Raw genomic sequence first — 22,346 nt, forward strand, 5'->3', positions numbered from 1 at the left:
CGACTTTCCCATTGGCCAGGATTTGCAACATGGCACGTAAAGAGTTTGCCCACCACGAAGCCGTTTCCGCCTTGGTGCGAGAAGAAGAGGGTGGCTACAGCGCTGCCATTGCCGTCAAGGCACTGGATGGCATGGGCGCACCGCGCTTTCACAAGGTCCTTGAGGGACAAACGTTCAAGACCGCTGACGACGCCGACGATGCGGCTGCCGCGCAATTGGTGCGGCTGGTCGATGTGGACGAAGAGGGTCAGTTGACCTGGTCAACAGCCGCCAACTAAACAACACCGCCGATCCAAATGTGGGAGCGGGCTTGCTCGCGAATGCAGAGCGTCAGTCACTGGAAATATTGACTGATCCACCGCTTTCGCGAGCAAGCCCGCTGCCACATTTTTATTGCATCCCAATCAGCGCGCAGTGGCGCCTGGACGATACATCTTGAACAGTGCCTCCGGCCCCAACTGGAAGTAATCCGCCGGGCCACCGCCACGCAATATCGGCTCGGCGGCGGCGGTGTCGTAAATCCCATCCTTGAGCAGCCACTTGGCGATGTGCACGGCAACGACCTCGCCGAGCACCAGCCAGCTTGGCACCAACTGCTTGTCGGCGCGCTGCAGCTGAATAATCTGCGTCACCTTGCATTCGAACGACACCGGGCTCTCGCCCACACGCGGCACGCCGACGATTTTCGAGGCCACCGGCGTCAGGCCGGACAGTTCGAACTCATTCACCTGCGGCGCTACCGCTGCGCAACTCTGGTTCATCTGCTCGGCCAGCGGGCGGGTGGCCAGGTTCCACACAAACTCGCCGGTCTGCTCGATGTTGTTCAGGCTGTCTTTGCGCCCGATGCTGGAAAACCCAATGATCGGCGGGATGTAGTTGAACGCATTGAAGAAACTGTAGGGCGCCAGGTTCAGACGGCCTTCGCTGTCGTGGGAGGAAATCCAGCCGATGGGCCGTGGGCCGACGATGGCATTGAACGGGTCGTGTGGCAAGCCGTGGCCATTGGCGGGTTCGTAAAAATGGATATCGTCAGACATGGCCGGGGTTCCTGCTGTTGGGTTCGTTGAAGGCGCCATACTGCAATTCATGGCGGCGAATTTCCATCGGCTGTATGGAATTTTCATTTAGTGCCCACCTATTTTTCACAGCGCCACGTTCAGTCTGCGCGGCAGGTCGACACCCCCCTAAGTCGGCCCATTGAAAGACTGAGCTTCGGAGCCTTCTGCACCATGAACAAACTTCCTCAGATCACCCTGGCGTTCTGGGTCATGAAAATCTGCGCAACGACCCTGGGCGAAACCGCCGGGGATTTGCTCTCGATGACCCTGAATGTCGGGTACGCCATCAGCTCGATGATCCTGATCAGTGTGTTTCTCGTCACCCTGGTGACACAGCTCTGGTCGAAAACCTACAACCCGGTGCTGTACTGGATCGTGATTCTGTCCACCAGCACGGCGGGCACCACGATGTCGGATTTCATGGACCGTACCCTGGGCCTTGGCTATGCGACGGGCTCGATGATCCTGATCGCGATCCTGATGATCATCTTTGCCCTGTGGCATGTCAGCGGTGATTCGCTGAACGTGAACAAGGTCCAGACTTTTCGGGGCGAACTGTTTTATTGGATGGCGATTCTGTTCTCGAACACCTTGGGCACCGCGTTGGGCGACTTCCTCGCGGATGATTCCGGGTTGGGTTTCGCTGGCGGCGCTTTGCTGATCGGCTCGGCTATTGCGGTGGTAGTGGCACTCAAATACTTCACCAAAATCTCCTCGGTGCTGTTGTTCTGGGTGGCGTTTGTATTGACCCGGCCGTTTGGTGCGACCCTGGGCGACTTCCTCACCAAACCTCATGAAAAGGGCGGGCTGGATTTCGGCACCATCGGTTCATCGGCGGTGTTGGCGGCGGTACTGGTGGTGATGATTGCCGGGGCGTCGTATGCGCAGCGCCGGTATGGTCGTCAGCAGTCCGTAGAGCTGACCTGACCCTGTTTAAGAAACGCTACGCAACGAAATGTGGGAGCGGGCTTGCTCGCGAATGCAGGGTTTCAGTCAACGGAAATATTGACTGATCCACCGCGTTCGCGAGCAAGCCCGCTCCCACATTTTTTACTGCGCCCAGCCTTTAGTCCGTGGTAATCCGCGAATGCTTGCGGGTGTCTTTCATGGTCACGTAGACCACCAGCGACACCGCGATACACGCGGTCACATACCAGTAGTAACCGGTCTCCATGCCAATGCTCTTGAACCACAGCGCGATGTATTCAGCGGTACCGCCGAAAATCGAAACGGTCAGTGCATACGGCAGGCCCACGCCCAGGGCGCGGATTTCCGTAGGGAACAGCTCGGCTTTTACCACCGCATTGATCGAGGTGTAGCCGCTGACAATGATCAGCGCTGCCATGATCAGAAAGAACGCGCCCCACCAGCTTTGGATGGTGTGCAGGGTGGTGAGGATCGGCACGGTGAACAGCGTGCCGAGGATGCCGAACGCGATCAGGATCGGCCGCCGGCCGACTTTGTCGGACAGCCCGCCGACCAGGGGTTGCAGGCACATGAACAGAAACAGCGTGGCGGCTGAAATGGTGGTGGAGTCGGAGATGCTCATGCCGACGGTGTTCACCAGGTATTTCTGCATGTAGGTGGTGTAGGTGTAGAACGCCAGCGTGCCGCCCATGGTCAGGCCGACCACGGTCAACACTTCCTTGGGGTGGCGCATCAAGGTGCGCATCGCGCTTTCCTTGGCTTTTTCCTTTTTGGTGAACGACTCGGTTTCTTCCATGCCGCGACGCAAGAACAGCGCGACCACTGCGCACAAGGCGCCGATGGCGAACGGGATGCGCCAGCCCCAGGCATACAGCTGCTCGGTGGTCAGGGTTTGTTGCAGAATGATCAATACGGCCAGGGCGATGAGCTGGCCGGAGATCAGGGTCACGTACTGGAAGCTGGAGAAGAAACCGCGACGTTCCTTGGTCGCCATTTCACTCAAGTAGGTGGCCGAGGTGCCGTACTCGCCGCCGACCGACAGGCCTTGCAGCAAGCGTGCGAACACCAGCATGATCGGTGCGCCGATGCCGATGGTGTCGTAGCCCGGGGTCAATGCGATCAGCAGCGAGCCGAAGCACATCAGCAATACCGAGGCCATCAGTGCGGCCTTGCGGCCCTTGTAGTCGGCGTAGAGGCCCATCAGCCAGCCACCGATCGGGCGCATGATGAAGCCCACGGCAAAGATGGCGGCGGTGTTCATCAACTGGGCGGTGGAAGAACCGGCGGGGAAGAAGGCTTTGGCGAAGTACAGCGAGAAGGCGGCGTAGACGTACCAGTCATACCACTCGACCATGTTGCCGACGGAGCCGCTGAAGATCGATTTGATCCGGCTGGACGTACTGCGTTCTTTTGCCGGCGCAGCCGCCGACCCCAGAGGCAAGGTGTTGGAGTTATCCATTGAAGGATCCTTCATCTAATTGTTTTTGTGGAGCGGCGCGAACGCTGCCTGGTTCGGCTATAGCAGGAGCTGTGCCAAATAGCTGAAGGCCCGGTTTAGAAGGGTTACAAGATTTTTTTGAGCGGAAAGTCGCTGATAGTTTGAGGGTGATGAGCGGAAATCCGCTTATCGCTACTGGCCCCTTCGCGAGCAAGCCCGCTCCGACATTCGATCCCATTCCAACTGGAGGGATGCGGTCGAATGTGGGGGCGGGCTTGCTCGCGAAGGCGTCCTGCCAGGCAATAAAAAATTCAGCCTACAGAAACGTATCCCGCACCAACCCATGCCGCTGCATCTTTTCATTGAGGGTTCGACGCGGCAGTTGCAACTCGGCCAGTACCGCCTTGATATCGCCTTTGTGCCGAACCAGCGCCGCTTTCAGGCAATGAGCCTCGAAGGCTTCCTGCTGCGCTGCCAGGGATTGCCCCGCTTCGATACCTTCCGGCTCCGGTTCGCCAAGGCCCAGCACCTGGCGTTCGGCGACGTTGGCCAACTCACGCACATTGCCCGGCCAGTCATGGCTGAGCAGGCGCCCCAGTTGCGCGCCGCTCAAGGGTTCTGCGCTGCGGCCCAGGCGCTCGGCGGCGCTGTGTGCAAAGTGCTCGAACAGTAGTGGAATATCTTCACGGCGCTCGCGCAACGGCGGCAGGCGCAGTTGCGCGACGTTCAGTCGGTAGGCCAAATCTTCGCGAAAACGCCCGGCGCGGGCCTCTTCGAGCAAGTCGGGCTTGGTGGCGGCGATGATGCGCAAGTCCACGTGAATACTTTGATTGGAGCCCAGACGCTCGAGTTTCTGTTCCTGCAACACGCGCAACAGTTTCACCTGCTGGGCCAGCGGCATGCTTTCGATTTCATCGAGAAACAGTGTGCCGCCATGGGCGTACTCCAGCTTGCCGATGCGCTTGCCCTGGGCGCCGGTGAACGCGCCGCTTTCGTGGCCGAACAGCTCGGCCTCAAACAACTGCTCGGGGATCGCTGCGCAGTTGAGCGCGACAAACGGCTTTTTCGCGCGCGGGCCAAAATCATGCAGGCAGCGGGCGACCAATTCCTTGCCGCTGCCGGTCTCGCCACGAATCAACACGTTGACGGGCAAGCTGGCCAGATCAAGTACCTGGCGCCGCAGGTTCTGCAAACTCCGGGACACGCCCAGCAGGCTGGATTCCAGCTGCGCCCGATGGTCGGCCTGTTGATGCAGGCGGCGGTTTTCCAGGATCAGCCCGCGCTTGTCCAGCGCGCGGCGCAGGCTGTTGAGCAAGGCATCCGGGCTGAAGGGTTTTTCCAGAAAGTCGTAGGCACCGTCGCGCATGGCTTCCACCGCCATCGGCACGTCGCCATGGCCGGTGAGCAATATCACCGGCAAGTCGGCATCGCGTCGTTGCACTTCGGCCAACAGCTCCAGGCCGCTGAGGCCCGGCATGCGCACGTCGCTCAAGATCACCCCGGGGAAATCCTTGGGCAATTGCGCCAGGCATTCTTCAGCGCGGCTGAACAACTGCACGTCAAACCCCGACAGGCTCAGCCATTGCTCGACGGCCGTGCGAATGCTGGCTTCGTCATCGACCACAATCACCGCGTTCAACATAGCTCAGGCGTCTCCAGCACAATCGGCAAGGTCAGGGTAAACACCGCACCGTCGCCACGGTTGCCGGCGAGCAGGCGCCCGCCGAGTTCGTGCACGATGGCGTAGGAAACCGCCAGCCCGAGGCCGAGCCCATCCCCCACGGGTTTGGTCGTAAAGAACGGATCGAAGACACTGTTCAAGTGCTCTTCGGCAATCCCGCCGCCGCTGTCACTGACGGTCAATTGCCAGAGTTGCTGGTCGGCGTGCAGGCGGATTTCCAGGCGTTTGCGCGGTTTGTCCGCCATGGCGTCGAGGGCGTTGCGCAACAGATTGATCAGTACCTGCTCCAGGCGGATAGCATCGCCGCGGACCCAGGCAGGGCGGGTCAGGTCCAGCACCACGCCGATGGCTTCATCGCGCAACCGCGCGTCGAGCAGGTGCAAGGATTGGTCGACGACTGTCGCCAGGTCCAACCTTTCGCGCAGGCCGCTGGGGCTTTTACGGGCGAACGTCTTGAGGTGGCCGGTGAGTGCGGCCATGCGCGTGAGCATGTCGTCCAGCGGGGTGAGCGCCTTGTAGGCATCGTCCACGCGGCCATGGTCCAGCAGCAGCCGCAAGGTCGCCAACTGCATGCGCTGGGCGGTCAGTGGCTGGTTGATTTCATGGGCGAGGGCGGCGGACATCTGCCCCAGTGCCGCCAGCTTGGCTGATTGCACCAGGCCATCTTGCGCCGTGCGCAGGGCCTGAGTGCGCTCCTCTACAAGCTGTTCGAGCTCTTCGCGGCTGCGTTGGCGCAAGCGGGCCAGGCGCCAGCGTTGAGTCAGGAACAGCACCAGGAACACCAGCGCCAGCCAGGAGCCGGCAGCCGCAAGCCCGGCATTGCGTTGGTCTTCAAAGGCGAACTGCGGCTTGCGCAACAGGTGCAAGGTCCAGCCTTCGGCCTTCAGCGGCAGGGATTCCCAGATGTAGTTGGCGCTGCCGTCGGGGCCGTTGACGCGCATCAGGTGGCTGTTCTCGTCGAAGCGCTGCAACGTCTGGGTGTCCAGCGGCCGCAGTTGTTTTTTGTCGTATTGGCGGGTGGCTTTGAGTTCAGTGAGGTCGCTGGCCGACAACGGACGCAAGTTGCGGTAACGCCAGCCCGGTTGATTGGCGATAAACACGATGCCGCGCGCGTCGCTGACCAGCAGCAGGTCATTGCCTTGGGCCCATTCGCGTTCGAGTTCGGGAAATTCCAGCTTCACCACCATGGCGCCGAGGAACTGTTCGTGTTCATCGACCACCGCGCTGGAGAGGAAGTAGCCCGGAATGCCTGTGGTTACCCCCACCGCATAAAAACGCCCGGTGCCCTGGCTCAGGGTCTGGCTGAAATAAGGCCGAAACGCGTAGTTGTGCCCGACATAACTGCTGGGCAGGTTCCAGTTACTGGCCGCCACGGCCAGGCCGGTGCGGTCCATCAGCTCCAGGGTGGAGGATTGCGCGGCACCGTTGATGCGCGCCAGCTTGCGGTTAAGCAGGTCCTGGGTGGTGGCATCCAGCGGGCCTTTCAAGGCGCTGATCATTTCCGAGTCCAGTGCCAGTACGGCGGGCAGGGCGCGGTAGCGTTCGATCAGGGTGTGCAGGGAGTTGGCGTACAGCGCCAGCTGTTGGTTGGCGCGAGCGGCGCCATCCACCAGGGCCTGGCGCTCGGCATGGCGGGTGGCCAAGGCGGCGGCCAGCACCGCACCGGCGATGATCAACAGTGAGTAGAAGGTCAGGCGCAGGGGGCGTGGAATCACGATCATACGGTGATGGGCAGGCGCGGTAAGGGGCAAGCACCATAGCATGAGTAGGACTGTATTTTGTGGCGAGCGCGGCTTGTGTGGGAGCGGGCTTGCTCGCGAATGCGGTGTATCAGTGACAGTTGAATTGACTGACCCACCGCTTTCGCGAGCAAGCCCGCTCCCACATGACCGCGTACACAATAAAAAAGGCGACTGGGCCATGGGGCCGCAGTCGCCTTTATCCTTGCGAGGGAAGTGCTTACTGCACCTCTACCGCCAGGCTTTCACTGATCTTTTTCTGCCAGATGGCAGGACCGGTGATGTGGACGGATTCGCCCTTGCTGTCCACCGCTACGGTGACCGGCATGTCTTTCACGTCGAACTCGTAGATAGCTTCCATGCCCAGTTCGGCGAACGCGACCACGCGCGACTTCTTGATGGCTTGCGCCACCAGGTAAGCGGCGCCGCCAACGGCCATCAGGTACACGGCTTTGTGGTCCTTGATCGCTTCGATGGCGGTCGGGCCGCGCTCGGATTTGCCGATCATGCCCAGCAGGCCGGTTTGCTCGAGGATCTGACGGGTGAACTTGTCCATCCGCGTCGCGGTGGTCGGGCCTGCCGGGCCAACCACTTCTTCGCGCACCGGATCAACCGGGCCGACGTAGTAGATGAAGCGACCCTTGAGGTCCACCGGCAAGGTTTCACCCTTGTTGAGCATCTCGACCATGCGCTTGTGCGCAGCGTCGCGGCCGGTGAGCATCTTGCCGTTGAGCAAGACGGTTTCGCCCGGCTTCCAGCTTTGCACGTCTTCCGGGGTCAGGGTGTCGAGGTTGACGCGACGGGCCGACGGGCCGGCTTCCCAGACGATTTCCGGGTAAGCGTCCAGCGGTGGCGCTTCCAGCGACGCCGGGCCCGAACCGTCGAGCACGAAGTGCGCGTGACGGGTGGCGGCGCAGTTGGGGATCATGCACACCGGCAGCGAGGCTGCGTGGGTCGGGTAGTCCATGATTTTTACATCGAGCACGGTGGTCAGGCCACCCAGGCCCTGGGCACCGATGCCCAGTTGGTTGACCTTCTCGAACAGCTCCAGGCGCATCTCTTCGATACGGTTCTGCGGGCCGCGCTTTTTCAGCTCGTGGATGTCGATGGATTCCATCAACACTTCCTTGGCCATCACGGCGGCTTTCTCGGCGGTGCCGCCGATGCCGATGCCCAGCATGCCCGGTGGGCACCAGCCGGCGCCCATGGTCGGAACGGTCTTGAGCACCCAGTCGACGATCGAGTCGGACGGGTTGAGCATGGCCATCTTCGACTTGTTCTCGGAACCACCACCTTTAGCGGCCACGTCCACTTCCACGGTATTACCCGGGACGATGGAGTAGTGGATGACTGCAGGGGTGTTGTCCTTGGTGTTTTTACGCGCGCCAGCCGGGTCGGCCAGGATGGATGCGCGCAGGACGTTTTCCGGCAGGTTGTAGGCCTGGCGCACGCCTTGGTTGATCATGTCGTCCAGGCTCATCGTGGCGCCATCCCAGCGCACGTCCATGCCTACACGTACAAATACGGTGACGATACCGGTGTCCTGGCAGATCGGGCGATGGCCGGTGGCACACATGCGCGAGTTGATCAGGATCTGCGCGATGGAGTCACGGGCTGCCGGGGATTCTTCGCGCAGGTAGGCTTCGTGCATCGCCTGAATGAAGTCAACGGGGTGGTAGTAGGAAATGAATTGCAGGGCGTCGGCAACGCTCTGAATCAGGTCGTCTTGCTTGATCACGGTCATGAGTCGCGCTCCTCTATAAGACGGGAACATTCAATAAAGGTGGCTTCAGTGGGGTACATCGGTCGGCTGAAGTCACCTTTCCAAGGCACGCCGAGTGCAGCAGGCGCGACGCTAAAAAGGCGCGGCAGTATAACCCGGCGCGGTGGCCGATACACCCGACTATGGTCAAACTGTGTCGGGCGTGATTCCCTGTACGCAGCCCCTTCTGATTGAGACCTTATATGCCTGAACTGCGTGTCGGCGAACGCCACTGGTCGGTCGCCACCGGCAGCAACCTGCTGGATGCCTTGAATACGGCGGGTGTGGCTGTGCCTTACAGTTGCCGGGCGGGCAGTTGCCATGCGTGTCTGGTGCGGTGCCGGGGTGAGGTCGAAGACAAGCAACCCGATGCCCTTACCCCGGCGCAACGCCAGGATGGCTGGCGGTTGGCCTGCCAGTGCCAGGTCATCGCAGATGTGCAGGTCGACGCGTTTGACCCGCTGCGTGACGGTTTGCCGGCCAAGGTGGTGGGTGTTGATTGGTTGAATGTGAATGTGCTGCGCCTGCGCCTGCAACCGGAGCGTGGCCTTCGCTACCGGGCCGGCCAGCATCTGGTGGTGTGGGCGGGGCAGGTGGCGCGTCCGTATTCGTTGGCGAGCTTGCCCCAGGAAGATGCATTTCTGGAGTTTCATCTCGATTGCCGTCAGCCCGGCCAGTTCAGCGATATCGCCCGGCAGTTGCAGGTAGGCGACGTGTTGCAGTTGGGCGAGTTAAGGGGAGGGGCATTGCACTACGATCCCGACTGGCAATCGCGGCCGCTATGGCTGTTGGCGTCCGGCACGGGCCTGGGCCCTTTGTGGGGTGTGTTGCGTGAGGCGTTGCGCCAGGATCATCAGGGCGCTATTCGCGTGATTCACCTGGCCCATGATGGCGAGGCGCATTACTTGGCTGAGCCCCTCGCGCAGCTGGCTGCGCAGCATCCGAACCTGACGGTTGAGCTGTGGACCTCGGCTGAGCTGGACTCGGTATTGGCGCAACTGCGGCTTGTTTCGCGGCAAACTCTGGCCTTACTCTGCGGGCACCCCGTCAGCGTAGAGGCGTTTTCCAAGCGCCTGTTCCTGGCCGGGCTGCCGCGCAATCAACTGCTGGCCGATGTGTTCCTGCCTCGTGGTTGAGCGCTGAATTCTACAGCCGCGAGATTCGCCATGACTGACGCCATCCTGCTGCAACGCGAACGCGGGCTGCTGACCTTGCAGCTCAATCGTCCCGACAAGAAAAACGCCCTGACGCGCGCCATGTACACGCAACTGGCCGAGGCGCTGGAACAGGCTGATGCGGACTCAGGCGTCAGTGCCGTGTTGATCCAGGGCAGTAGCGACTGCTTCACGGCCGGCAACGATATTGCCGACTTCCTCGAACAACCGCCCAGTGACCTCGACAGCCCACCGTTCCACTTCATGAAAAGCCTGCTCAACTGCCGCAAACCGGTCATTGCCGCTGTAGCGGGCGCGGCAGTCGGTATCGGCACGACCCTGCTGCTGCATTGCGACCTGGTGTATATCAGTCGCGATGCACGCTTGCGCATGCCATTCGTTAATTTGGGGTTGTGCCCCGAGTTTGGCTCAAGTCTGATCCTGCCGCGTCTGTTGGGGCATGCGAAAGCGGCAGAATTGTTGCTGCTAGGCGAAGGTTTTACGGGCGAGCAGGCGGCGGCATGGGGGATTGCGACCGAGGCGTTGGGCAGCGGCAAAGCGGCGTTGGCCAAAGCGCGAGAGATTGCCGAGCGCTTTGAAACCCTGGCGCCAGGGGCGGTGCAGGTCAGTAAACACCTGATGAAAAGTGTTGATCGCGAGCAGTTGCGGCAGGTGATCGAGGAAGAGGGGGCGTTGTTTACTCAGCGCTTGAAATCGCCGGAAGCGATTGCGGCGTTGTCGGCCTTTATTTCTCGGCGATGAATGTGCGTTGACGGGACCGACGTATTCGCGAGCAAGCCCCACATTTTACTGCGTACCCCCTGAAGGAGCTCGGTCGAATGTGGGAGCGGGCTTGCTCGCGAAGAGGCCACTGAATCCAACCTATAAGCCAGCCTTCAAAACAAAAAGCCCCGCCATTCACATGGCGGGGCTTTTGTTTTTCAGCGTGTCACTCAGACCATTGGGTCGCCAACGTGCAGGATTTTCATGCCGTTGGTGCCGCCGATGGTGTGGTAGCTGTCGCCCTTGGTCAGGATGACCCAGTCGCCTTTTTCCACAACGCCACGTTTAAGCAGTTCGTCGATAGCCGCCTGGCTGACTTGGTTTGGCGGCAGGGATGCCGGGTCAAACGGGACGGTGTACACGCCACGGAACATGGCCGCGCGGGCCTGGGTTTCGCGGTGCGGGGAGAACGCGTAGATCGGGATCGAGGAACGGATGCGCGACATGATCAACGGCGTGTAGCCACTTTCGGTCAAGGCGATGATCGCTTTAACGCCCGGGAAGTGGTTGGCGGTGTACATGGCTGCCAGCGCGATGCTCTGGTCGCAGCTTTCGAACACTTTGCCGATACGGTGGCTGGAGGTCTTGCTGGTCGGGTGCTTTTCGGCACCGACGCAGATACGCGCCATGGCCTGGACGGCTTCGAGCGGGTACGGGCCGGCAGCACTTTCAGCCGAGAGCATCACGGCGTCGGTATAGTCGAGCACGGCGTTGGCCACGTCAGACACTTCGGCACGGGTTGGCATCGGGTTCTGGATCATCGACTCCATCATCTGGGTCGCCACGATCACCGCTTTATTGTGGCGGCGTGCGTGCAGGATGATCTTCTTCTGGATACCGATCAGCTCGGCGTCACCGATTTCCACGCCCAGGTCGCCACGGGCAACCATGACTGCGTCGGACGCCTTGATCAGGCCGTCGAGGGTTTCGTCATTGGCCACGGCTTCGGCGCGTTCGATCTTCGCCACCAGCCAAGCGGTGCCGCCGGCTTCGTCGCGCAGTTTACGGGCGTATTCCATGTCGGCGGCGTCGCGCGGGAAGGACACGGCGAGGTAGTCCACTTCCATTTCGGCGGCGAGCTTGATGTCGGCCTTGTCTTTTTCAGTCAGGGCCGGCGCCGTCAGGCCACCGCCGCGGCGGTTGATGCCTTTGTGGTCGGACAGCGGACCACCGATGATCACGGTGCAGTTCAGTTCGGTGGGGGTCGCTGTGTCGACGCGCATGACCACGCGACCGTCGTCCAGCAGCAGTTCGTCACCGACACCGCAATCCTTGACCAGGTCCGGGTAGTCGATACCTACGACGTCCTGGTTGCCTTCGGTCAGCGAATGGCTGGTGGAGAAGGTGAACTTGTCACCGATCTTCAGTTCGATTCGCTTGTTGGCGAATTTGGCGATACGGATTTTCGGGCCTTGCAGGTCACCCAGCAATGCCACGAAGCGGCCGTGCTTGGCGGCCAAGTCACGCACCAGCTTGGCGCGAGCCTTGTGCTCGTCCGGGGTGCCGTGGGAGAAGTTCAGACGGGCAACGTCCAAACCAGCCAGAATCAGCTGTTCGAGGACTTCCGGCGAGTTACTGGCCGGGCCAAGGGTGGCGACGATTTTGGTACGACGGACGGACATGCACAGACTCCTGAGTTCAAGCGCTGGGGAAGGCTACTATGCTCTTTGGTTGTAGTCATTGTTCGTTTGCACTACTTATCGATGATTCGCTTGTTTTCGCTCCAATCGAATAGACGAACATCCTTGAAGATTTTCGACGAGGGGTCGATACACTGCACAAGACAGGAGAACCCCATGCGAATTTTGCTCATTGCTGCCTTGGCCGTCAGTGTCGTCGGCTGTACCCGCTGGTCGATGGACCATCATTTGAACAATGCTTACCGTGCCTATGGGGTGGGTGATTGCGAGCGCGTTACCCTGGAGTTGTCCCAGGTAGACCGCGAGAGCCGTACCCGTCGCTATGTGCAACCGGAAGTCTCGATGTTGCGCGGGCAATGCCTGGAACGGCAAAAATTGTTTGTCGATGCGGTGCAAACCTACCAGTTCATCATCAATCAGTACCCGTCCAGCGAGTACGCCTACCGTGCCCGTGCCCGGCTCGACACCCTGCAGCAACTGGGACATTATTCCGGCGCGAGCGTTGCGCAACCACGCCCGGCGTCACTTTGATGATATTTGTCATTCTATAGCTCGCCCGGCGCCAGTCTTGAGCTATTCTTTGAGTGTTCGTTTGTACAAGGTAATGTTCAAACGAATGGAATGCTTGGGGTTGGCAGCTGTAGAGCGACATAGCGCATGCTGTAGTCGCGCTGATCCCCAGGGAGAGCGGGCCCTATCGCCCGTTCCGAATCACTGGCGCGGCCAGACTCATGGCCAATGGATGGCGATTTCAACATGTTTACCGACCGACGGATTGAGCGGCACCAGTTGTCATGTTTCCTGAAAGTATTCAACCGGCTAACGGACAAGCCTATTGGCTACTTGGGTAACGTGTCCAAAGACGGGCTGATGTTGATCAGCCAATTACCCATGATGGTCGACGTGGCGTTTGAGCTGCGTTTGAAAATTCCTACAGCTGACGGTGATTTCCAGGCAATTGACCTCACCGCAACCTGCTTATGGAGCCATGAAGACGTCAACCCGCAACACTATGACTCAGGGTTCAGTGTGGTCGAAGCGCCCGAGGCATATGAGCAATTGATCAATGCCCTGTGGCATTACTTCAGTTTTGATCCTTTGCAGGCTTCCGCCTAGACATTGCGCGCTGTCGCCCCGGCCTGGGTGTGATTAACCAGGCCGTGGTCGTGCGCATGTTTCACAATACGCCCGCTTTTTTCCAGCCCAGATAACGCGTCACCAAGGCAGCTCCAAGCCCTGAGGGCAGCGTATCCAGTACCGACAAGCCGTGCGCGCTCAAGCGCTCATGCAGATCGTTTCTTTTATTGAGGTAGTCGATGGTGCCGCTGTAGGCCAGCGCTTCGGGCAAGGTTTGCACGGGGGATTGGCGCAGTTGGTCGAGCACGTCTTCCCGCAGGCTGGCGACCAGTACCCGGTGTTGCCGGCCGATGCGTTTAACCGCCGTCAGCAGTTCTTCATCGTCTTCATCCCGTAGATTGGTGACCACAATGACGAGCGCCCTGCGTTTTTGTCGGGCCAGTAACTGGCTGGCGGCGGCTTGGTAGTCGGCGGTGCGGCGGGTGGTGTCGAGGTCGTATACGGCATTGAGCAACAGGTTCAGTTGGCCGGTGCCCTTGACGGGCGCCAGGTAGCGGGGCTGGTCACAGGCAAAAGTGCATAGCCCCACCGCGTCGCCTTGGCGCAAGGCGACATAGCTGAGCAGCAAACACGCATTGAGGGCGTGATCGAAGTGAGAGAGTTCTGCGTCCTGGCTGCGCATGCGCCGGCCACAATCAAGCATGAACACAATTTGCTGGTCGCGCTCGTCCTGATATTCCCGGGCGATTGGCGTGCGCTGGCGCGCGGTGGCTTTCCAGTCGATCTGCCGCAGGCTGTCGCCTTCGCGAAACTCGCGTAACTGATGAAACTCCAGCCCCAGCCCTCGCCGCTGGCGTTGACGTATGCCCAGTTGGCTCAACCAATTGTCGACCCCCAATAACTGTGCGCCATACAGATGGGCGAAGTCCGGGTAAACACGGGTCGTATCGCGGGCCTCAACCAGACGCCTTGCGGACCAGAGCCCCAAGGGGCTGGGCAGGTGAATCTCACAACGGCTGAAACTGAAGTGCCCGCGTCGTAAGGGGCGCAGGCGATAGCCCAGTTCGCTGCTTAGACCGGGGCGCAGTTCGATGGATTGGGGCATATTCTCCATGCTCAGGCCGTCAGGCGCATGGTCGAATACCTGTACCGTCAGCGGCTGTGGGTAATTATGTTCGAGCGTCAGACGCACCTCGCCCCAGCGACCCAGGGCCAGGCTGCCTGGCATCTGCCGCCGCACGCGAGCACACGGCAGGCGGCTTAAGCGCAAGGCGTCCAGCAGCGCCAGTAGAAACAGCGCAAGCAGCAGGCCCCAAGCCACCGAATACAGGGTGTCGGGCACCTTGAATTGTAAGGCCGCAGCGGCACCCAGCAGGGTGTTCAAACCCAGCAGTACGCCGAGCCAGATCAGCAGCAGACGAGTCGGCTTCATGGACGGGTCATTGCCGAGGTGCCGGAATCTGGTCCAGCAACTGCTTGAGCACCTGGTCCACTTCCAATCCGTCGATGTCCAGTTCGGGAGCGATACGAACCCGGTGGCGCAGCACCGCCAACGCGCAGCCCTTGATATCGTCTGGAGTGACGAACGCGCCCCCGCGCAGCAAAGCACGGGCGCGGGCGCCGCGTACCAGTGCGATGGAGGCGCGAGGGCCTGCACCGATGGTCAGCCCCGGCCAGCTGCGAGTAGCCCTGGCCAGGCGTACGGCATAGTCGAGTACGTGTTCATCCAGTGCCAGTTCGCTGGCAATCCGCTGTAACTGCAGCACATCCTCGGCTTGCAGCACGGTGCGTAATGGCTGCACGTCCAGCATATCGGCCCGGGATGAGCGCGTTACTTCGCGCACCATATCCAGTTCCTGCTGTGAATCGGGGTAGTCCATGCGCACTTTGAACATGAACCGATCCAACTCGGCCTCGGGCAGCGGGTAGGTGCCTTCCTGTTCAATGGGGTTTTGCGTCGCCAGCACCATGAAGGGTTGGCCGATGGGCAGTGCCTCACCTTCAAGGGTGACTTGACGCTCCTGCATGGCTTCAAGCAGGGCGGCCTGAGTCTTGGCCGGGGCGCGGTTGATTTCGTCGGCCAGCAACAGGTGAGTGAACAGCGGCCCCTTGCGCAGCTTGAATTGTTCGGTGTGCAGGTCGTACACGGCGTGACCGGTGACATCGCTGGGCATCAGGTCCGGCGTGAACTGGATGCGTGCGAAATCGCCACCGAAACAACGGGCCAGCGCGCGCACCAGCAGCGTTTTACCAAGGCCGGGTACGCCTTCAAGCAGTACATGGCCGCCTGCGATCAGTGCGGTGAGCACGTCGTCGATCACCTGATCCTGGCCAATCACTGCCTTGCGCAGTTCAACGCGCAGGGCCTGTGCCTGTTGGCTGGCGTGTTGAAGGCTTTCGGCAGTCTGGTCAGTGGCCGTTGGAAAATCGCTCATAGGGCGTTCCTCAGAGTTTGCAGGCATGCTACTTCCCGGCTGAAATCGGCGCTGGAGAGCCGTTTTGCCGGGAGTGGGCCGAGGGCCTGGCGGATGACGTGGGAGGGTTGGCGCGTCAGGCGTTCAAGTACCTGCCACTGTTCAGCGGTTTCGAGGTGTTCAAAGCCTGGGTGGCGACGCCTTGCAGCACGCTGGACATCACCCTGTAACGCTTGCAACAGCGTGCCTTGGCCACTGCGTCGCAGCAGGAAGTCGGCACTGGCCTTCAAGTGTTCCTGCAACTGCCGGCGTGCCTTGGGTGCTGGTGTACGGATTGGGCCTTGGCGCATACCGGCCTGCCAGAGTGCCAGGGCAATCAGCGCGATGAGCGCCACCAGGGCCTGGGGAAAGTTGCGTATCAACAGGGTCAGTAGATTGTCCACGTCGCTATTGAACAGCAAGATTACGTCCGTGCCCTGGTTGAGGTACCACAACAGCCAGGCGTTATCGTGTTTGCCGATACTCGGGGTTTTCCACAGATCGCTGTCGGTCACAACCGTTACGGTGCCGTGCCCGAAGTTGCGTTGCATCAAATGGCTGGACCTGGCGCTGTTGGCGGAAAACTGCGCCAGGTGCTTGGGATCGGTGAGGTTGAAGTCGGTATCGAAGCTGAAGTAGGCCGGGGCGGTTTCATTGTCGACATAGAGTTTGGTTAGGTCCGGCGCTGTCTTTTTGCGCGAGGAGGTAGGTTCGTCAGCGGCCTCACTCAATGTTTGGTGGATGTTCAACCGATCAAGCAGCAGGTCGCCGCTGTTGCCTGTCTCTTCATCCCATAGCGCTTCGGCGACCAGCAGCAAGTGGCCACCGGATTTTGCCCAGTCCAGCAGTTGGTCCACCTGGCGTGGCGTCATGTTGCTGCGCTCACCCAGCAGCAACAAGCTGTGCCCTTTGGCTGGCAGGTCGGCAAGCCTTTCAAGACTGTTGGCATGCTCCACTGCAAGGCCTTGCTGGCGTAGAAAGTATTCGGCCGCCAGGTAGGTGTTTGCCATGACTTGCGGCGACGGGCCACGGTCGACTACCTCGTCGTAGGGCGTTGCGATATGCCAAACGTAAAGGCCTCCGGCTCCCAGCAAACATACCAGCAGCAGGCCGACCCACAGCATGGGTCGGTTCATTGGGGGGCTCCCGGGCTGAAGAGGGCACGCCAATCGCGACACAGTTGCTGTTGTACCCAGGTGGGGGGAAGACGGTGGCCATAGGCGAGGTTTTGCCAGTGGTGAGTCAGTTCATCGCTGAAGGCCAGTAGCTGCGGTTGTTGCAATTGATGAACGCGTTCCAGGACCTGGCCTTCGGTGTCCGCGCTTTTCAGAGGCAGGTTGAAGTCGTGCAACAGTCGGTTGAGCAGGCCGCGATACAACAGGCCAAGCGCTTCCCTTGGTTGGGTCAGCCATAGCTCTTCGGCAGCGCTGGCGACGTCCTCAGGCAAGGTGTCGGTGCCCAGCGCCAGGCCGAATAAGTGTGTGGGTGCCGGTTTGGCAACGTTGGGTTTGAGTGACCCGCGTCGGCTGACAAAGGTGCGCAGCCAGTCGCGATAGTGCCAGACCAATAGCGCCACGCAGCCCGCGAGCAGGCTCCATAACAATATTTCCAGGCCAAAGGCTGCGTGTTTGAAAGTATTGCTGTTGAAGGTGTCCAGCAGTGACTGAAGCCAGGCCGGAAGTTTGCCGTCACCGCGCGCCTTGTGCTTCGCAGTGGGGGGTTCATCGCCAAAACGGTAACGGGTGACGGTTTCCCGATTTTTGAACGGGGGAGTGTCCAGCAGCGTCTTGATCGATTGGCTGGCGGCCTGGGTCGTGACCTGCCTGGGAGATTCCGGGGCGTCGGCCATGGCAGGGCGGCTGAACGGTAGAAGCATCAACCCGGCCATCAGCAGCAACGGTACGATACTGCTCAGGCGTTGGCGCAGCCGGCGGAACACCAATTCCAGGTCCCAGGCCTCCAATACAGTGCGGCGGTTGAGGTACAGGCTGAAACCGCATGCGACATAGATGGGTTCCCAGAACACCAGGATCAACGCGTAAAAGGCGTTGCCCAAATGCTCCAGCCACAACCCCTCTGAACCGGTTGCCAGTGCCAGCCGTTGCCAGTCCCAATCCAGTTCCAGTTGTTGCGGAATGAATAGATAGAACAGTGCCATGCAACCGAACCAAAGGCCTATTTCCAAATGCACCCCGATGGTGGTCAGCCAGCGTGCAGCACCGGCGTTGCGCTGCAGGAGCACTCCTAAGCGTCTTTGGCGGGCTTGGCCGTCCAGGCCTTCGAGTTGGCTCACCGGCATCACAAAGCTGCGACTCAGGCTGAATCGCCTCCAGGTCAGGCTGGCCAGCAGTTGACCTTTGAGCAGGCGCGGCCAATGGCGTACTGCCTGCTTGAGGCTGGGTGTCTCGCCAAACAAGGCCGTTGACAGGATGTACAACGGTAGCCGGTCAAAGGCCGGTTTTAGCCACCAGAACAAAAACATGGCGGTGGAAGGGTAATTCCACAGCAGGGCGGTCAGCACAATGAAGATCGGCAGGCTCACCATTGCCCAACTGGTCATCAATAGCAGGCGATGTTCCCGAGCCATTAATACGCCCAGGTCCATGGCTTCCCAGGAAGTGCGGGGTCGAATCACCACGCTGGCATCACTCAGGCGCATGGTGAGTCCGTCCGGCAAGGGTCAGGTAAGCGGCCATCAGCAGCCACAGCCCGGCGCCTGTCAGGTATTTGATCCAGGGGGCGATTGCGCTGGAAGAAGACCAGTAGGCTTCAATAAATGCCGCTATCAACAGGAATAACATGACCCCGCAGAGCATCTGCACGCTCTTGCGTGCCGCCAGGCGCAGAGATTCGCCGCGTGTCAGTTGCCCGGGGGCGATCAATGCCCAGCCCATCTGCAGACCTGACGCACCGGCCAGCGCAATGGCACTGAGCTCGAAAGCACCATGGCCGATGACAAATGACCAGAACGTCTGGCCATAGCCGATCTCTGTGAGGTGCCCGGATACGGCGCCGATGATCAGGCCGTTGAAAATCAAAAAGAACACACTGCCCAGGCCGAACAGCAGGCCGGCGGCAAAGGTCTGGAAGGCAATACCGATGTTGTGCATCACGTAGTAGCCAAACATCATCCAGTCTTCACTGGATGCACGATCGGCGGCGCGTCCCAGGCGGCCGGCATCCGGGTCATACATGCTGTGCATCTCGGCCACCTGCTGGGGGCTGACGATGCTGTAGATCAGGTCTGGAAACAGGTAGACCAGCAACCCAACCCCGACCAGGCTGCCGAAGAACAGCAGGCTGGCGATCAAAACGAAGCGCCACTGTTCACGTACCAGACGAGGAAAGTCAGCCAGGACGAAGCCCAATACGTTCGCCCCCAATTGGCTCCGATGGCGGTACAGCTGTTGGTGGCCGCGTAGAGCCAGTTGTTGCAATGGGTCTATCAGGTAGCTGCTGTAGCCACGTTCCTGGGCCAGCGCGAGGTGCTGGCACACGCGTCTATAATGGTGTGGAAAGTCAGCCACGTCGCTGGCTTTGGTCTTGCCTTGCTCCAACTGCTTGAGTTGTTCGGCAAAGGCTTGCCACTGCGGCTGATGGCGGCTTTCGAACAGGCTCTGCTTCATGTCGGCCCCAGCAAGCCGCGAGCCACGCCATTGAGTTGCTCCACGGCGCGAGCTGGAGAGACTTGCAGCGGCGTTGCAAGGATGGAAGCGAGTTCCTGTACCCGCTCGGCGGAGAGCTCACTTTGGCGTTCGGCGAAACCAAGGATGGCACGTTGCTCGCTGAGCTCCAGTGTAAAGGGCAGGCGCAGGGCGACGGCCTGAGGCACCTTGGGGCGAGCCAATGGTTGTTCGCGGTAGATCACCAGCGTGCCGGCGGCAAGGTCGCCAAGCCGTTTGAAATGGGGGTGTTGCAGGCAACTGATGGCGCCGAGGAAGTAGCCGAAAGGCAGCATGTCGACAAAACGCAGCAGGTTGCGAATGAGTGAGGCGGACCAGCCAATGGGTGTGCCGTCATCCTGTACTACCCGCAAGTCCATGACCTGCTTGCCCGGAGAGCAACCCTGGTTGAGCACCTCAAAGAGCACCATGTACCACCAACTGATCAGGAACAGCAGCAGCGAACCCAGGCCGAAACCGATATTGCCGAGCAGCGCCAGCGGTACGAGCAGGATGCCCATGACCAGGCCGCGCAAACCCAAATCGAAAGCAAAGGCCAGTGCACGTGGCATCAGCCCGGCCGGGCGCAAGGGCAAGTCTATGCCCTCCGGGGTCTCGATCTGGTAATGGGTATCCAATGGAACTGATGGCATCGCGATCCTTGGCAGTGCGTGCGGCTGGAATGCACGGATGCTAGCAGTGTCGACGGTGGAAGCAACCATTCAAGGTTTTGCTGGATATTTGTACAGGTAAGGTATCGCTGGCCCCGGACGTATTACAGCGCCTAGACTTTGCCGATCTTCAGGACAGGAACAGCCCGTGACCACCATCTTCTGGTACGACTATGAAACCACCGGCATCAACCCGCGCAGCGATCGCCCGCTCCAGGTCGCCGGTATTCGTACCGACCTCGAACTCAACGAGGTCGGCCCGCCGGTCAACCTTTATTGCCGGCCGAGCGATGACATCCTGCCGCACCCGGCCGCCTGCGCGATAACCGGTATTACCCCCGGCATCCTGGCGGAAAAGGGCCTGGCCGAAGCCGACTTCATGACCCGCGTGCACGCCGAGTTGGCCGCGCCGGGTACCTGTGGAGCCGGTTACAACACCTTGCGTTTTGATGATGAAATGACGCGCTACAGCCTCTACCGCAACTTTTTTGATCCCTATGCCCGTGAGTGGCAGGGCGGTAACAGTCGCTGGGACTTGATCGATGTGGTCCGCACAGCCTATGCGCTGCGCCCCGAAGGCATTGTCTGGCCCGAGCAGGACGGTCGTGTCACCCTCAAGCTTGAGCGTTTGACCGAAGCCAATGGCATAGACCATGGCCAGGCCCACGATGCCTTGTCGGACGTGCGTGCCACCATTGCCTTGGCCCGTTTGGTCCGCGACAAACAGCCCAAGCTGTATGACTGGCTATTCCAACTGCGCAGCAAGCAGCGTGTGATGGATCAGGTTCGCCTGTTGCAACCCATGGTGCATATCTCAGGTCGTTTTTCCGCCGCGCGTCATTACCTGGGCGTGGTACTGCCCCTGGCCTGGCACCCGCGCAATCGCAATGCGTTGATTGTCTGTGACCTCGGGCTCGACCCGCAGGGTTTACTGGACCTGGACGCCAATACCTTGCGCCAGCGGCTCTACACGCGCCGTGAAGACCTGACGGACGGTGAACTGCCGGTGCCGCTCAAGTTGTTGCATATCAACCGTTGTCCGGTCGTTGCGCCCTTGAATGTGCTAAGGGCGCAGGATCGTGAGCGCCTTCAGTTGGATATGGATGTCTGCCAGGCGCGGGCGCTGCGACTAACTGACGCACAGGAAGTTTGGCGCGACAAGTTGGCGGCGATTTATGCCGAGGAAGATTTTGTGCCGAGTCAGGACCCTGAGCAGCAGCTCTATGACGGTTTTATAGGTGACCGCGACCGGCGTTTATGCGAACAAGTCCGGGCGGCAGAACCTTCACAGTTAGCACATCAGCAGTGGCCTTTTGATGATCATCGATTGCCGGAATTATTATTCCGCTACCGCGCACGTAACTTTCCTGACACCTTGAACAACGAGGAGCAACAGCGCTGGAAACTTTTTTGCCAGCAACGTTTGTCAAACCCGGAATGGGGCGCACCGAATACCTTGTTGGCATTTAAGCAGGCACGTGAGGAGTTGGCCGTTAGTGCTACATCGGTTCAGTGCGAGGTGCTGGATCAATGGCAGGAATATGCCGACTCTTTAGCGGCTCGCCTGGACCTGTAGTCAGGTAAGTGGAGAATATTCGGACAATAAAAAACGCCAGCAAGCTGGCGTTTTTAATGTGTTGCATATCAGGCGATAGCCCGACCAGGCTTAGCCCAGCAGGGTAGCCCAACCTTCAACGACGTCGCCGCCCCACTTGGCTTTCCACTCTTTCAGCGTCTTGTGGTTGCCACCTTTGGTTTCAATCACTTCGCCGTTGTGCGGGTTCTTGTATTGCTTGACCTTGCGAGCACGCTTGGTGCCGGTAGTTTTCACAGCGCCACGGGGTGCTTTGATTTTCGATTCCGGATCCAGCAGCGCGATGATGTCACGCAGGGATTTGGAGTATTCACCCATCAGGGTGCGCAGTTTGCCTTCGAATTCCAGCTCGGTTTGCAGCTTGTCGTCTTGGGACAGGTTCTTCAAACGGGCTTGCAGCTCTTTGATAGCTTCTTCGGTGGCGCGGTATTCGTTGATCAGAGACATGGGGACTACCTTATGTAGAGCACTGATTGACAGGAGTGGCCCAATAATAGTCAGGCAATTTCCCCAAGTAAACATTTAAGGAGACATTTATGTGAATTACGTTGAATGTTTGTGGCAAAGCTATGCAATCGAGTTAATTAGTAGGTGGTGGGTGTAAAGATAATCCCGTTTTATTTTTGATAACTGCCTGAGTGTGAGGTGGCATCGTCATATAGCGGCGCTAAAACCTTACGCTATTAAGGGATGTCGCCAGGCCATGT

20 protein-coding genes are annotated in these 22,346 nt (G+C 59.9%); 7 read left to right on the top strand and 13 right to left on the bottom strand.

From position 1 onward, the window contains the following. Positions 1–29: 29 nt before the first annotated feature. Positions 30–278 (top strand): hypothetical protein, encoded by a 249-nt coding sequence (locus tag ACLBW8_RS21300; protein ID WP_447806234.1) that lies wholly within the window; start codon positions 30–32, stop codon positions 276–278. Positions 279–404: 126 nt separating this feature from the next. Here ACLBW8_RS21300 and ACLBW8_RS21305 read toward each other — a convergent pair whose 3' ends face one another. Next, complete coding sequence (locus tag ACLBW8_RS21305; RefSeq protein ID WP_447806235.1) at positions 405–1,037, bottom strand: flavin reductase family protein; 633 nt, start codon at positions 1,035–1,037, stop codon at positions 405–407. A gap of 192 nt (positions 1,038–1,229) precedes the next feature. Here ACLBW8_RS21305 and ACLBW8_RS21310 point away from each other — a divergent pair, with 192 nt between their 5' ends. Beyond that, positions 1,230–1,985 (top strand): COG4705 family protein, encoded by a 756-nt coding sequence (locus ACLBW8_RS21310; RefSeq protein ID WP_064453958.1) that lies wholly within the window; start codon positions 1,230–1,232, stop codon positions 1,983–1,985. A gap of 139 nt (positions 1,986–2,124) precedes the next feature. Here ACLBW8_RS21310 and ACLBW8_RS21315 read toward each other — a convergent pair whose 3' ends face one another. The 4 genes from ACLBW8_RS21315 to ACLBW8_RS21330 form a co-directional block, all read right to left on the bottom strand. Continuing rightward, positions 2,125–3,444 (bottom strand): MFS transporter, encoded by a 1,320-nt coding sequence (locus tag ACLBW8_RS21315; protein WP_221295570.1) that lies wholly within the window; start codon positions 3,442–3,444, stop codon positions 2,125–2,127. 295 nt (positions 3,445–3,739) lie between these two features. Further along, positions 3,740–5,065, bottom strand: coding sequence for a sigma-54-dependent transcriptional regulator (locus ACLBW8_RS21320; RefSeq protein WP_447806236.1), 1,326 nt, complete (start codon positions 5,063–5,065; stop codon positions 3,740–3,742). Then, positions 5,059–6,825: an ATP-binding protein gene (locus ACLBW8_RS21325; RefSeq protein ID WP_447806237.1), complete on the bottom strand. Its 1,767-nt coding sequence runs from the start codon at positions 6,823–6,825 to the stop codon at positions 5,059–5,061. Before ACLBW8_RS21325 ends, ACLBW8_RS21320 begins: the two co-directional genes overlap by 7 nt. A gap of 238 nt (positions 6,826–7,063) precedes the next feature. After that, a complete protein-coding gene (locus tag ACLBW8_RS21330; RefSeq protein ID WP_064453954.1) occupies positions 7,064–8,587 on the bottom strand; it encodes a fumarate hydratase in 1,524 nt (507 codons plus the stop codon). A 221-nt stretch (positions 8,588–8,808) separates the two neighbouring features. On the opposite strand from ACLBW8_RS21330, the gene ACLBW8_RS21335 reads away from it, so the two are divergent. Continuing rightward, positions 8,809–9,741 (top strand): iron-sulfur-binding ferredoxin reductase, encoded by a 933-nt coding sequence (locus ACLBW8_RS21335; protein ID WP_447806238.1) that lies wholly within the window; start codon positions 8,809–8,811, stop codon positions 9,739–9,741. Positions 9,742–9,771: 30 nt separating this feature from the next. Then, positions 9,772–10,521, top strand: a complete 750-nt coding sequence (locus ACLBW8_RS21340) for an enoyl-CoA hydratase-related protein (protein WP_064453952.1) — start codon at positions 9,772–9,774, stop codon at positions 10,519–10,521. A gap of 191 nt (positions 10,522–10,712) precedes the next feature. Here ACLBW8_RS21340 and pyk read toward each other — a convergent pair whose 3' ends face one another. Beyond that, positions 10,713–12,164 (bottom strand): pyruvate kinase, encoded by a 1,452-nt coding sequence (gene pyk / locus ACLBW8_RS21345; RefSeq protein WP_064453951.1) that lies wholly within the window; start codon positions 12,162–12,164, stop codon positions 10,713–10,715. Positions 12,165–12,338: 174 nt separating this feature from the next. Here pyk and ACLBW8_RS21350 point away from each other — a divergent pair, with 174 nt between their 5' ends. Further along, positions 12,339–12,713, top strand: coding sequence for a tetratricopeptide repeat protein (locus ACLBW8_RS21350; protein WP_017139782.1), 375 nt, complete (start codon positions 12,339–12,341; stop codon positions 12,711–12,713). Between the two features lie 225 nt (positions 12,714–12,938). Further along, positions 12,939–13,298, top strand: a complete 360-nt coding sequence (locus tag ACLBW8_RS21355) for a PilZ domain-containing protein (protein WP_064455007.1) — start codon at positions 12,939–12,941, stop codon at positions 13,296–13,298. Between the two features lie 61 nt (positions 13,299–13,359). Here ACLBW8_RS21355 and ACLBW8_RS21360 read toward each other — a convergent pair whose 3' ends face one another. Genes ACLBW8_RS21360 through ACLBW8_RS21385 form a run of 6 tightly spaced genes read right to left on the bottom strand, consistent with a single transcriptional unit; the run spans position 13,360 to position 20,027 of the window. Then, positions 13,360–14,691, bottom strand: a complete 1,332-nt coding sequence (locus ACLBW8_RS21360; RefSeq protein WP_447806239.1) for a DUF58 domain-containing protein — start codon at positions 14,689–14,691, stop codon at positions 13,360–13,362. A gap of 7 nt (positions 14,692–14,698) precedes the next feature. Next, a complete protein-coding gene (locus tag ACLBW8_RS21365; RefSeq protein WP_064453949.1) occupies positions 14,699–15,694 on the bottom strand; it encodes an AAA family ATPase in 996 nt (331 codons plus the stop codon). After that, on the bottom strand, positions 15,691–16,848 hold the full coding sequence (locus ACLBW8_RS21370; protein ID WP_447806240.1) for a DUF4350 domain-containing protein: 1,158 nt from the start codon (positions 16,846–16,848) through the stop codon (positions 15,691–15,693). Before ACLBW8_RS21370 ends, ACLBW8_RS21365 begins: the two co-directional genes overlap by 4 nt. Next, positions 16,845–18,371 carry a DUF4129 domain-containing protein gene (locus tag ACLBW8_RS21375; RefSeq protein ID WP_447806241.1) on the bottom strand — a complete coding sequence of 509 codons (1,527 nt, stop codon included), beginning with the start codon at positions 18,369–18,371 and terminating at the stop codon, positions 16,845–16,847. The genes ACLBW8_RS21370 and ACLBW8_RS21375 overlap by 4 nt, the downstream gene beginning before the upstream one ends. Next, positions 18,358–19,338 carry a stage II sporulation protein M gene (locus tag ACLBW8_RS21380; RefSeq protein ID WP_447806242.1) on the bottom strand — a complete coding sequence of 327 codons (981 nt, stop codon included), beginning with the start codon at positions 19,336–19,338 and terminating at the stop codon, positions 18,358–18,360. The genes ACLBW8_RS21375 and ACLBW8_RS21380 overlap by 14 nt, the downstream gene beginning before the upstream one ends. After that, on the bottom strand, positions 19,335–20,027 hold the full coding sequence (locus ACLBW8_RS21385) for an RDD family protein (RefSeq protein ID WP_447806243.1): 693 nt from the start codon (positions 20,025–20,027) through the stop codon (positions 19,335–19,337). The genes ACLBW8_RS21380 and ACLBW8_RS21385 overlap by 4 nt, the downstream gene beginning before the upstream one ends. Before the next feature lie 166 nt (positions 20,028–20,193). On the opposite strand from ACLBW8_RS21385, the gene sbcB reads away from it, so the two are divergent. After that, positions 20,194–21,621 (top strand): exodeoxyribonuclease I, encoded by a 1,428-nt coding sequence (gene sbcB, locus ACLBW8_RS21390; protein WP_447806244.1) that lies wholly within the window; start codon positions 20,194–20,196, stop codon positions 21,619–21,621. Between the two features lie 90 nt (positions 21,622–21,711). Here the strand turns inward: sbcB and mvaT are convergent, their stop codons facing one another. After that, a complete protein-coding gene (mvaT, locus tag ACLBW8_RS21395) occupies positions 21,712–22,086 on the bottom strand; it encodes a histone-like nucleoid-structuring protein MvaT (RefSeq protein WP_064453943.1) in 375 nt (124 codons plus the stop codon). Positions 22,087–22,346 lie beyond the last annotated feature (260 nt).

The sequence above is a fragment of the Pseudomonas sp. M5A4_2d genome (genome assembly GCF_053345295.1).